Origin of the sequence: Pseudomonas cedrina subsp. cedrina, from assembly GCF_001983175.1 — a bacterium.
GTDB lineage: Bacteria > Pseudomonadota > Gammaproteobacteria > Pseudomonadales > Pseudomonadaceae > Aquipseudomonas > Aquipseudomonas cedrina.
The window spans coordinates 144,678-155,951 of the sequence record NZ_MNPW01000012.1; the positions used below are offsets into that span (position 1 = coordinate 144,678).

Genomic DNA, 11,274 nt, shown 5'->3' on the forward strand with positions numbered 1-11,274 from the left:
CTTGTTAGATGTGCCGCTGATGCTTCTTCAATCGATACGCAAACTGCGCGCGGCTCAGCCCCACGAGTCGGGCTGCGGCGGCCAGGTTGCCGGCGGTGCGTTGCAGTGCTTCGTGGATCAGGCGCGATTCCAGGCCTTCGATGGAAAACCCCTGTTCCAACGGGCCAAGGGTGTCCAGCAGTGCGGAGCTCGGGGCCGGGCCGCCGTTTGACAGGCTGCCGTGGTCGTCCAGGCTATAGGGATCCGCCGGCAGGGCTTCGTTGCGAAACAGATGCACCAGGTCGATGGCTTGGCCTTCATCGCTGGCGATCAAACCGCGCTCGATCAGGTTTTGCAGCTCGCGCACATTGCCCGCGAAATCGTAGCGCAGCAGCACTTTCAGGGCGCGCATGGTCAGGCCCGCAGGCGTGCGCGCATATTCCTGGCAGAACCGCGTGAGAAACGCATTGATCAACAGCGGGATGTCATCCCGGCGTTCGCGCAGAGGCGGCAGGGCGATGGGGTAGACATTCAGCCGGTAGAACAGGTCTTCGCGGAACGTACCGTCCGCCACGGCTTTGCGCAGATCAATATTGGTGGCGGCAACCACCCGCACATCCACCTTGATACCGCGTCCGCCGCCGACGCGTTCGATCTCGCGCTCCTGCAACGCCCGCAGCAGTTTGCTTTGCCCGCCCAGGCTGAGGCTGGTGATTTCATCCAGAAACAAGGTACCGCCCTGGGCGCGCTCGAAGCGCCCGGGACGCGAGTGCGTGGCGCCGGTGTAGGCGCCGCGCTCGACACCAAAGAGTTCAGCCTCCATGAGGTTGTCGGGGATGGCCGCGCAATTGAGCGCCACGAACGGGCTGTCGCGGCGGGGGCTGAGTTGGTGCAACTGGCGGGCAAACATCTCCTTGCCGACCCCGGACTCACCGCTGATCAGCACCGTGGCCGGGGTCAGGGCGACCCGTTGCAGGGCCTGGGTCGCGGCGTTGAAGGCGGCGCTGGCGCCAATCAACGGTTGCGGCTGGCCGAGCCTGGCGCCGTCGCTCGGCGGCGGGGAGGATGGGGCGGCAGTCGGGCTGCCGATGGGCTGGGACACATTCAGGTAGCGCAGGTCCTGTTCGACGTCACCCCATTGTTCGGCCGTCTTGCCGATCACCCGGCAGTTGCTGTGGCCCATGCCACGGCATTGCACTTCGCGAAAGATCACCATCTGCCCGAACAGACCGCTGACGAAACCGATGGCATAGCCCGTTTCCGTCCAGCACACCGGGTCCTGGCCGATACCATAGACGCTCACGTGTTCATCGGCCTCGCACGAGTGGTGCCACAGAAACTCGCCTTCGTAGAACCCGGAATCGGCGTCGAATTTGAAGTGCAGGGGTTCCACCTTGGTCATGCCTTCCAGAGTATGCAGGTGCGTGCCGGCGCGAAACACAGCAGCGGCATCGGCCTGGGGCCAGCGTTCACGGATCAGGCGGGCGTCGCGCAAGCCGCAGGCGTAACCGGTACGTGTGAACAGGCCGCGAGCCTGCTCCAGCCCGAGGCGTTCGATGACCTCCCCGCGCAGGGCACCGAAGGCGGAACTGTGCAGCAACAGCATGCGTTGGTCGTTGAGCCAGATACGTCCGTCTTCGGGAGAAAAGAACAGGCAGTCGGTCAGCTCCGCAGGCGTCGGCGAACTGGTGTCGCTCAACTGGCGGCTGTCACCGCGCGGATGATAAGGCGCCGTGGCCGCCGGGTGTTCAGGCAACGCGCTGTGGGGATTAGTCATTGTTATGCCCCTGCAAAGCGAATGATCGATATGAGTAACCGCTCAGATAGTTATTAAACATAACCTTATCAAATGAACAAGTGCCAGGGCCCCGGTTTTTGCCGCAGCGCGCCGTCATGGCGCTGGGCGACGTAAGCCAGGTCCCGGCCCAGAGCCCTCGAGAGCGTATGTCAGGGTCCCGGCACGTAAACGGCACAGCCTTTGCTCTTGAGGTTGTGAAGTCTTGATACGGCGTTTGCACAGCGTGCGGACGATGACAATTACAAGAACCGGGAGTTGCCATGCCAGTGTCTGAAACCACCCACCTGTTACAGCGGGCCCTTGAATCCGAATGCCTGTTCAATGGCGATTGGATACCCGCCTCGGGGGCCGTGGTCCCTGTGATCGAACCTGCCACCGGCGAACCCTTGATGCGTTGCGCCATGGCCAGCCCGGCCGATATCGCCATGGCCAGCCGCAGCGCGGCCCTGGCCCAGCCGGCATGGGCCGCACTCGGCCCACGGGAGCGCGCGCAGGTGTTTCGCAAAGCCGCCGACCAGGCCCAGCAGTCATTTGCCGAACTGGCGCTGTATGTTGCCCGGGAAACCGGGGCAACGCTGTTCAAGGGCGAGCACGAAGTGCGCGAGGCGATTGTGCTGCTGCATCAGGCGGCGGGCCTGTTGTCCCAACCCCATGGGCTGGTGCTGCCCAGTGCGGCGGGGCGCTTGTCTTACGCCCGGCGCCAGCCCCATGGCGTGGTCGGGGTGATTTCGCCGTTCAACTTTCCCTTGGTGCTGTCGTTGCGCTCGGTGGCACCGGCCCTGGCGGCGGGCAATGCGGTGGTGCTCAAGCCCGATCCGCAAACGCCGGTCAGCGGCGGGTTCCTCATCGCCCGGCTGTTCGAGGAGGCTGGGCTGCCCAAGGGCCTGCTGCAGGTAATGCCCGGTGCCGCGCCGGCAGGCGAAGCGCTGTGCCGCGACCCCAACGTGCGGATGATCGCGTTCACGGGCTCCACGGCGGCGGGGCGCAAAGTCGCCGAGGTGGCCGGGCGACACCTGAAAAAAGTCGCGCTGGAGCTGGGCGGCAAGAACCCGCTGATCATTCTCGAAGACGCCGACGTCGACCTGGCCGCGAGCAACGCCGCCTGGGGTGCCTGGCTGCATCAGGGACAAATCTGCATGGCCACCGGCTTGATACTCGTGCATGAATCCATTGCCGCCAGCCTGACGCGCAAGCTGGTGGACAAGGCCCGGGCCCTGACCGTGGGCAATGCCGCCCGGGGTGAGGCCGCACTCGGCCCATTGATCAACGCGCGTCAATTGCAGCGTGTGCACGAGATCGTCAGCGACAGCCTGCAGGCCGGCGCGCGGCTGGAGACGGGCGGCGAATATGACCAGTTATTCTACCGGCCCACCGTACTCAGCGGTGTACGGCCGGGCATGCGCGCCTTCGAGGATGAAATATTCGGCCCGGTGGCCACGGTGGTCAGCTTTGCCACGGACGAGGAGGCCATCGAACTGGCCAACCGCACGGAATACGGTCTCTCGGCCGGCATCCTCTCGCCGTCCGTGGGGCGCGCCATGGCCATTGGCGAGCGGCTTGACTGCGGCCTGCTGCACATCAACGACCAGACCGTGGCAGACGAATGCATCAACCCCTTTGGTGGGCGGGGTGCGTCTGGCAATGGCGGCAGCGTGGGCGGGCCCGCCGACTGGGATGAGTACACCCAGTGGCAGTGGGTCACCGTGAAAAACACGCCGCCGACTTATCCCTTCTGAACCCGTGGCACACGCATGCCTATACAACAATAAGAGGGCTTGAACATGCACCTGCACAACAAAACCCTGATCGTCACCGGCGTTGCCTCCGGCATTGGCGCGCAAGTGGCGCAATTGGCGCGCTTCCAGGGCGCCACGGTGATCGGCGTTGATCGCCATGAACCGCAGTTGACCCTGGATGGGTTTTTCCAGGCCGACCTGAGCGATCCCGGGAGCATCGATGCGCTGGTGGCGCGTCTGCCGGCGCGGGTCGATGCGCTGTGCAACATTGCCGGCGTGCCCGGTACGGCACCGGCGCAAACGGTGGCCGAGGTCAATTACCTGGGTTTGCGCCATCTCACTCAAGCACTGCTGCCACGCATGCCGGCGGGTGGCAGCATCGTCAATGTCGCGTCAATCCTCGGGGCGCAGTGGCCGCAGCGGCTGGAGCAGCACAAGGCCCTGGCCGCCACGCAGGACTTCGGCGCCGGGCAGCAGTGGCTGGCGGCCAACCCGGTCGAGCAGGCTACCTGTTATCAGTACTTCAAGGAGGCGCTGATCGTCTGGAGCCTGCAGCAATCCCAAAGCTGGTTCCGCGACCACTCGGTGCGCATCAACTGCGTCGCGCCGGGGCCGGTGTTCACGCCGATTCTAGGCGACTTCGTCAGCATGCTCGGGCCGGAGCGGGTGGCCCAGGACAGCCAACGCATGATCCGCCCGGCCCTGGCCGATGAGGTGGCGTCGGTGATCGCCTTCCTGTGCTCGGACGCCGCGCGCTGGGTCAACGGCGTCAACCTGCCGGTGGATGGCGGGCTGGCGGCGACCTACGTGTAGGCGATGCAACCGCGTTAAGCCCCGGTGCGGATCCGCCGCGCCGGGGATCTTGAATAACAACAAAAAATACAGGACACACAAGATGCCCAAGCCTATCTTGCGGGCGATGGCGGCCACGACTTTTGTCGCGCTGTCATCGACTGCCTACGCCTACGACTTGCCCGGACTCAACCTGGGCAGCACCAGTTTCTATGACGGTTCGCCCGCGCCCGCCGGTCCCGGTTGGTACCTGGAGGAATACCTGACGTACTCCCGTGCCAGCCGCTTCAACGATGCCAACGGCCACAAGCTGGCCTTGCCCAGACAGGACGTGGAAGTGGTGGCGCCGACCACGCAGATCATCTATGTGGGCCAACCGCTGGCCAACGGCGCGATGCCGGGTTTTACCCTGATCAATACGTCGCTGGCCCATGTCGATGTCGATGACGGCTTGGACAACGCGGCGCTGAGTTCCCGTGCGGGCTTTGGTGATGTGATCGTCGGGCCCTTCCTGCAACTGCCGACCTTGAGCCGCGCTGACGGCAGCCCGCTGCTGGCCCAGCGCATCGAAGCCGACATCGCGGTGCCGGTGGGCGCCTATGACCGCAAGCGCTCGATCAACCCTGGCAGCAACTTCTGGTCGTTCAACCCGTATTACGCGGCCACCTACTGGTTCAGCCCAACGTGGTCGACCAGCGGGCGCTTCATGTACCTGTGGAATGGCAAGAACGACGCACCGGCGGCCGGCTTTGGTGATGTTTCCAGCACCCAGGCCGGCCAGGCGCTGCACGCCAACCTGACGCTGCAATATGCCGTGAGCCAGCAATTGAGCGTGGGGTTGAACGGCTACTGGCTGAAGCAGATCACCGATACCAAGGTCGATGGTGACGCGGTGAGCGGGCGCCGAGAAAAGGTCTGGGCCATCGGCCCAGGCCTGGTCTATGCGTTCAACAAGGAAAACGTGCTGTCGGTAAACGCGTACTTCGAGCAACAGGCGCAAAACCGCACCCAGGGCGACAAACTGGTGCTCAACTGGCTGCACCAGTTCTAGACGTCTGTGTGCCGGGCAGGTCCAGCGGCGCCGTACGCACCATCACGCTGATGATGGTGAGTGCGGCGATCACCAAGCCGGGGGAAGTCGCCAGCAGCACGCCGGTGGTGCCGGCGCCTGCTGCCAGCAGTTGCCCGGCAGCCAGCGGCCCGGCCACCGAGCCCAGCCGGCCGATGGCCACGGCCGCACCGACGCCGGTGGCGCGCACGGCGGTGGGGTAGGAGGGTGGGGCACTGGCATACAGCACCAGTTGCGCAGCCATCACGAACAAGCCGGCGGCAAAGCCCGCGATGGCCATGGGCACGATGCCCACCGACAGTCCGACACCGGCCAGCGCGGCCAGCAACCCGGCGTACACGAACAGCACCACCTTGAGGGCATTGCAGCGGTCCAGCAGCACGCCGCCGAGCAGTGAACCCAGGGCGCCACCGATATTGAACAGCATCTGCACCATGCCCGCCTGGGGTTTGCTGAAGCCTTGTTCCAGCAACAGCGACGGCAACCAGTTGAGCAGCATGTACATCACGGTCAGGGTGAAGAAATAACTCAGCCATAACGCCAATGTGATGCGGGCGCGACCCTCGCCGAACAGTGCCTGGCCGGTGGAAGGGCGGGCGCCGGGCGTGCTGTCGAGCTGTTGGCGAAAAGCGTTGGATTCAGGCAGCAGCAGGATCATCAACGGCACGGCCAGTAAGGGCGCGAGGCCGCCGATGATAAAGGTGGTTTGCCAGTGTTCACTGGAAAACATCGCCACCACGGCGGCCAATGCACCGCCCAGCGGCACACCGCAGTACATGACGCTGATGGCCGTGCCGCGATTGCGCTCACTGACCGCTTCGGCGCACAGGGCGATCAGGTTGGGCAGCGCGGCGCCCAACCCCAGGCCGGTGAGGAAGCGCACCAACAGCAGGCTCGAATAGTTTTCGACAAACGCGGTGCTCAGGGAGAACAGCCCGAACAACAGCACCGCCATCACCAGGATTTTCTTGCGGCCGATACGGTCGGCAATCCAGCCGCCAAAGAACGCGCCCGGCAGCAGCCCGATAATCCCGACACTGAACACCCAGCCAAGCATTTTCGGGTCGAGGGCAAAGCTGTGGCGCAACCCCGCAGCGGTGGTGCCGGCCGCCTGCAGGTCGAAGCCTTCGATCAGCGCAACGATAAAACACAAAGCGATCGTCAGCGTCGAACGACGCGATGGACTGTTCATGGGCAAACCTCATTGTTGTTTTTGTTGTGGTGGCAAGCCTGACCGGCTGCTGGCAATTAAGATAACAAATATAACTATAAAAAGAAGGGTGCAGAATCTGCCTACACAATCATCGAGGGAGCCGTCTACCTCAGCCGTTTGGGACTCACGGCCGTATACAAAGGCAAAATAGATAATTTTATTAATGTTCGATTATCGGTCAGTGGCAGTTGACGACGGCCGCCTGCTGTTTCCATTCTCTGTTCGCGAAGCTGCTTGAGCCAAGCGCGTGCCACCTCAAAAACAACAACAAAAATGGACATTGAACATGCCAAAACTCCCCACGGACGCCGTCGCGGCGGCCTGCTGTGTGTCGAACAGCATTCCATGCCTGATCAGCGCGCTGCTGATATTGAGTGTCCTGCCCGCCCCGTCGTGGGCGGCGGGGTTTATCGACGACAGCCATGGCACCCTGACGCTGCGCAATTACTACCTGGACCGTGACTACAAGGACGACGGCGCCAAGACCGCCGCCCGGGAATGGGCCCAGGCGTTCATCCTCAACCTGGAATCGGGGTACACCCCTGGCACCGTGGGTTTTGGTCTGGATGTGCGCGGGCTGATGGGGGTCAAGCTCGACTCGTCGCCGGACCGCAGCGGCACCGAGCTATTGCCGGTGTCGGCCAGCGACAAGCGTGCCGCCGATGAATACTCGCGCCTGGCGCCGACGGCCAAGCTGCGGTTTGCCCAGACCACCGTGAAGGCCGGCGACGTGTCGATCTTCCTGCCATTCGCCTTCGCCAGCCCGTCGCGCCTGCTGCCGCAGACTTTTCGCGGCACCACGTTGAGTTCCAAGGATATTGATGGCCTGACCCTCAATACCGGCTATATCGACCGCATCAACAAGCGCGATTCCACCGACTACCAGGCCATGACCATCGCCTCGCCCAACCGGCGATTCAATGCCACGGCCACCACCTCGCACCTGGCGTATGTGGGCGGCGATTATCAGGTCAACAAGGACTTAAGCCTGCGCGTGTACCACGCCGAGGTGGCGGACCTTTACCAGCAGGACACCCTGGCATTGCTGCACAACCTGGCGCTGGGCGATGGTGTGCTCACCAGCGACCTGCGCAGTTTCTTCAGCCGCGAGGACGGCAGCGCCAAGGCCGGCGAGGTGGATAACCGCAACCTCTCGGCGCTGTTCGGCTACCGCCTGGGCGGGCACCGGGTCAGCCTGGGCTATATGCATTCCAGCGGGGAAACGGCCACGCCCTATATCTCCGGGACCGAGTTGATGGGCATGAGCGAACTGACCATGAGTTCGGACTTCCTCAACGCCAAGGAGCGCACCTGGCAGGCCATCTATGACTATGATTTTGCGGCATCGGGTGTGCCGGGCCTGAAGACCCGGCTGCGCTATGTGCGCGGCGACAACATTGAGCTGGCGGCCTTCAATGCCGAGGATCGCAAGGAGCGCGAGTTCCAGATGGAGCTGGGCTACGTGATCCAGAGTGGCCCGCTGAAAAACGTCGGGCTGATGGCGCGCAAGTCGATCTACCGCAACGACTTCCCCGGCGGCGCGGCCTTTCGCGATGAAAACCAGACCCGCTTTCTGGTGCTGTACACCGTGGCGCTCTGGTAGATCATCCGTCCTGATACACCTTCTTGAGCAAGCGCAGCAGCTCCGCACGTTCCTCGACGTCCAGGGCTGCGGTGGCGTCCAGGTCGCTTTGCGCGGCAATGGCCTTGAGTTCCTTGAGCAGGGCTTCGCCGGGTTTGCTCAAGAAAATCCCGTAGGAGCGCTTGTCCGGTTTGCACCGCACGCGCACAGCGAGTGCGCGGCTTTCCAGCTTGTTGAGCAAGGGCACCACCTGGGGTGGCTCGATGGCCAGGGCGCGGGCCAGGTCGGCCTGCATCAGCCCGGGGTTCTGCTCGATGATCGCCAGGGCCGAGAACTGTGCGGGGCGCAGGTCGTGGTCCGACAGCCGGCCGATCAGGTTCTGGAACAGCTTGAGCTGTGCGCGGCGCATGGCGTAGCCGATCAGATCGTCCAGGGCCGAATCCAGCGGCGGCCGACCCTCGTCATTGTCGGGCAGGGCCTGGCTGGCGGCGGCGAGGGTGGAAGGTTTGGCCATGGGCAGTGCAGTCCTTGGAAAGTTGAGGTTAAGAAGGCTATCCAGTTTGCCGGGGTTGCCGCGTCATGGCTATGCCGGTTTTTTACGCAGTTTGAAAAACACAGCGGTTTACCCTGGAAAATATTGGTTATCTGAATTAATAGTTAATTGACATAACTATATTTGCGGTTTAATTTCGAATCATCTTCACACCAGAACAAGAGCGTACCGCCATGAGCAATTACGAAGGCCGTTGGACCACCGTCAAAGTCGAGATCGAGGAAGGCATCGCCTGGGTCACTCTCAATCGTCCGGAAAAACGCAACGCCATGAGCCCGACCCTCAACCGGGAAATGATCGATGTGCTGGAAACCCTCGAGCAGGACCCGGCCGCCGGCGTGCTGGTGCTGACCGGCGCCGGTGAAGCCTGGACCGCCGGCATGGACCTCAAGGAATACTTTCGCGAAGTGGACGCCGGCCCGGAAATCCTCCAGGAAAAAATCCGCCGCGAAGCCTCGCAATGGCAATGGAAACTGCTGCGCATGTACGCCAAGCCGACCATCGCCATGGTCAATGGCTGGTGCTTCGGTGGCGGCTTCAGCCCGCTGGTGGCGTGCGACCTGGCGATCTGTGCCGATGAAGCGACGTTCGGCCTTTCCGAGATCAACTGGGGCATCCCGCCGGGCAACCTGGTGAGCAAGGCCATGGCCGACACCGTGGGCCATCGTCAGTCGCTGTACTACATCATGACCGGCAAGACCTTTGACGGGCGCAAAGCCGCCGAAATGGGGCTGGTCAACGAGAGCGTGCCCTTGGCCCAACTGCGCGAAGTGACCATCGAACTGGCGCGTAACCTGCTGGAGAAAAACCCGGTGGTGCTGCGCGCGGCCAAGCATGGCTTCAAGCGTTGCCGCGAACTGACCTGGGAGCAGAACGAGGATTACCTCTACGCCAAGCTCGACCAGTCGCGCCTGCTCGACACCGAAGGCGGTCGCGAGCAGGGTATGAAGCAGTTCCTCGACGACAAGAGCATCAAGCCCGGCCTGCAGGCGTATAAACGCTGAAATACGCGGCCTCTCGGCCGCGCTGCTGTAAACGAAGCTGAACGTATTCCCGATAAAGACAATTAAAGAGGAATCACCATGCTGGACGTGCCCCTGTTGATTGGCGGCCAGTCGTGCCCCGCCCGCGACGGTCGAACCTTTGAGCGTCGCAACCCGGTGACCGGTGAAGTGGTCTCGCGGGTGGCCGCCGCCACGTTGGAAGATGCCGATGCCGCCGTGGCCGCGGCCCAGGCCGCGTTTCCCGCCTGGGCCGCGCTGGCGCCCAACGAGCGCCGCAGCCGCTTGCTCGTGGCGGCCGAGCAATTGCAGGCGCGCAGCGCCGAGTTTATCGCCGCCGCCGGCGAGACCGGCGCCATGGCCAACTGGTATGGCTTTAACGTGCGCCTGGCGGCCAATATCCTGCGCGAAGCGGCGTCGATGACCACTCAGATCACCGGCGACGTGATCCCCTCCGACGTGCCCGGCAGTTTCGCCATGGCCTTGCGTCAGCCGTGCGGCGTGGTGCTGGGCATCGCGCCGTGGAATGCCCCGGTCATCCTCGCCACCCGCGCCATCGCCATGCCGCTCGCGTGTGGCAACACGGTAGTGCTCAAGGCTTCGGAGTTGAGCCCGGCGGTGCACCGTCTGATCGGCCAGGTGTTGCAGGACGCCGGCCTGGGCGATGGCGTGGTCAATGTGATCAGCAATGCCCCGGCGGATGCCGCCGCCATCGTCGAACGGCTGATCGCCAACCCGGCGGTGCGCCGGGTCAATTTCACCGGTTCGACCCATGTGGGGCGCATTGTCGGTGAACTCTCGGCGCGTCACCTCAAGCCGGCCTTGCTGGAGCTGGGCGGCAAGGCACCGCTGCTGGTACTCGACGACGCCGACCTGGATGCGGCCGTAGCGGCGGCAGCCTTTGGCGCCTACTTCAATCAGGGGCAGATCTGCATGTCCACCGAACGCCTGATTGTCGACGCCAAGGTCGCCGATGCGTTTGTCGCCAAGCTGGCGGCGAAGGTCGCGACCCTGCACGCGGGTGATCCCGGTGCGCCGGATTCGGTGCTGGGTTCCCTGGTGGATGCCAGCGCCGGTGTGCGCATCAGGGCTCTGATCGACGATGCGCTGAGCAAAGGCGCACGGCTGGTGACGGGTGGGCAACTGGACGGCAGCATTCTGCAGCCGACCCTGATCGACGGCGTCACCGAACACATGCGCCTGTACCGCGAAGAGTCCTTCGGTCCGGTGGCGGTGTTGCTGCGCGGTGAGGGTGATGAGGCGCTGCTGCGCTTGGCCAATGACTCGGAATTCGGCCTGTCGGCGGCGATCTTCAGCCGCGACACCGGACGTGCCCTGGCCCTGGCGCAACGGGTGGAATCGGGCATTTGCCATATCAATGGCCCGACCGTGCATGACGAAGCGCAGATGCCTTTTGGCGGGGTCAAATCCAGCGGCTACGGCAGTTTTGGCGGCAAGGCTGCGATCGAGCATTTCACGCAATTGCGCTGGGTGACCTTGCAGAACGGGCCACGGCACTACCCGATCTGAGCAGGCGCCGCGACATAACAA

The 11,274-nt window shown here is 63.7% G+C and carries 9 protein-coding genes; 6 read left to right on the top strand and 3 right to left on the bottom strand.

The genetic code is table 11. The annotated features are described in order from the left end of the window. Positions 1 to 4: 4 nt before the first annotated feature. Positions 5 to 1,756 (bottom strand): sigma-54-dependent Fis family transcriptional regulator, encoded by a 1,752-nt coding sequence (locus BLL36_RS23450; RefSeq protein WP_076953984.1) that lies wholly within the window; start codon positions 1,754 to 1,756, stop codon positions 5 to 7. A 281-nt stretch (positions 1,757 to 2,037) separates the two neighbouring features. Here BLL36_RS23450 and BLL36_RS23455 point away from each other — a divergent pair, with 281 nt between their 5' ends. The 3 genes from BLL36_RS23455 to BLL36_RS23465 all read left to right on the top strand — a co-directional run bounded on the left by BLL36_RS23455 (position 2,038) and on the right by BLL36_RS23465 (position 5,356). Beyond that, entirely contained in the window at positions 2,038 to 3,513 is a 1,476-nt protein-coding gene (locus BLL36_RS23455; protein WP_076953985.1) for a benzaldehyde dehydrogenase, read from the top strand. 45 nt (positions 3,514 to 3,558) lie between these two features. Continuing rightward, positions 3,559 to 4,326 (top strand): coniferyl-alcohol dehydrogenase, encoded by a 768-nt coding sequence (locus BLL36_RS23460; RefSeq protein ID WP_076953986.1) that lies wholly within the window; start codon positions 3,559 to 3,561, stop codon positions 4,324 to 4,326. 82 nt (positions 4,327 to 4,408) lie between these two features. Further along, complete coding sequence (locus BLL36_RS23465; RefSeq protein WP_076953987.1) at positions 4,409 to 5,356, top strand: SphA family protein; 948 nt, start codon at positions 4,409 to 4,411, stop codon at positions 5,354 to 5,356. On the opposite strand, the gene mhpT is transcribed toward BLL36_RS23465, so the two are convergent. After that, a complete protein-coding gene (gene mhpT / locus BLL36_RS23470; RefSeq protein ID WP_076953988.1) occupies positions 5,334 to 6,566 on the bottom strand; it encodes a 3-(3-hydroxy-phenyl)propionate transporter MhpT in 1,233 nt (410 codons plus the stop codon). The two genes, BLL36_RS23465 and mhpT, sit on opposite strands and share 23 nt — an antisense overlap. Positions 6,567 to 6,873: 307 nt before the next feature. Here mhpT and BLL36_RS23475 point away from each other — a divergent pair, with 307 nt between their 5' ends. Beyond that, complete coding sequence (locus BLL36_RS23475; RefSeq protein WP_076953989.1) at positions 6,874 to 8,190, top strand: OprD family porin; 1,317 nt, start codon at positions 6,874 to 6,876, stop codon at positions 8,188 to 8,190. A 1-nt stretch (position 8,191) separates the two neighbouring features. Here the strand turns inward: BLL36_RS23475 and BLL36_RS23480 are convergent, their stop codons facing one another. Beyond that, positions 8,192 to 8,683 carry a MarR family winged helix-turn-helix transcriptional regulator gene (locus tag BLL36_RS23480; protein WP_057722560.1) on the bottom strand — a complete coding sequence of 164 codons (492 nt, stop codon included), beginning with the start codon at positions 8,681 to 8,683 and terminating at the stop codon, positions 8,192 to 8,194. A 212-nt stretch (positions 8,684 to 8,895) separates the two neighbouring features. Between BLL36_RS23480 and BLL36_RS23485 the strand changes: the two genes are divergently transcribed. Continuing rightward, entirely contained in the window at positions 8,896 to 9,726 is an 831-nt protein-coding gene (locus BLL36_RS23485) for a p-hydroxycinnamoyl CoA hydratase/lyase (RefSeq protein WP_076953990.1), read from the top strand. 78 nt (positions 9,727 to 9,804) lie between these two features. Then, positions 9,805 to 11,253 carry an aldehyde dehydrogenase gene (locus BLL36_RS23490; RefSeq protein WP_076953991.1) on the top strand — a complete coding sequence of 483 codons (1,449 nt, stop codon included), beginning with the start codon at positions 9,805 to 9,807 and terminating at the stop codon, positions 11,251 to 11,253. Positions 11,254 to 11,274 lie beyond the last annotated feature (21 nt).

Coding starts and splice junctions, on each gene's coding strand:
- BLL36_RS23450 (WP_076953984.1), bottom strand. CDS start 1,756: ATGACTAATCCCCACAGCGCGTTGCCTGAACACCCGGCGGCCACGGCG.
- BLL36_RS23455 (WP_076953985.1), top strand. CDS start 2,038: ATGCCAGTGTCTGAAACCACCCACCTGTTACAGCGGGCCCTTGAATCC.
- BLL36_RS23460 (WP_076953986.1), top strand. CDS start 3,559: ATGCACCTGCACAACAAAACCCTGATCGTCACCGGCGTTGCCTCCGGC.
- BLL36_RS23465 (WP_076953987.1), top strand. CDS start 4,409: ATGCCCAAGCCTATCTTGCGGGCGATGGCGGCCACGACTTTTGTCGCG.
- mhpT (WP_076953988.1), bottom strand. CDS start 6,566: ATGAACAGTCCATCGCGTCGTTCGACGCTGACGATCGCTTTGTGTTTT.
- BLL36_RS23475 (WP_076953989.1), top strand. CDS start 6,874: ATGCCAAAACTCCCCACGGACGCCGTCGCGGCGGCCTGCTGTGTGTCG.
- BLL36_RS23480 (WP_057722560.1), bottom strand. CDS start 8,683: ATGGCCAAACCTTCCACCCTCGCCGCCGCCAGCCAGGCCCTGCCCGAC.
- BLL36_RS23485 (WP_076953990.1), top strand. CDS start 8,896: ATGAGCAATTACGAAGGCCGTTGGACCACCGTCAAAGTCGAGATCGAG.
- BLL36_RS23490 (WP_076953991.1), top strand. CDS start 9,805: ATGCTGGACGTGCCCCTGTTGATTGGCGGCCAGTCGTGCCCCGCCCGC.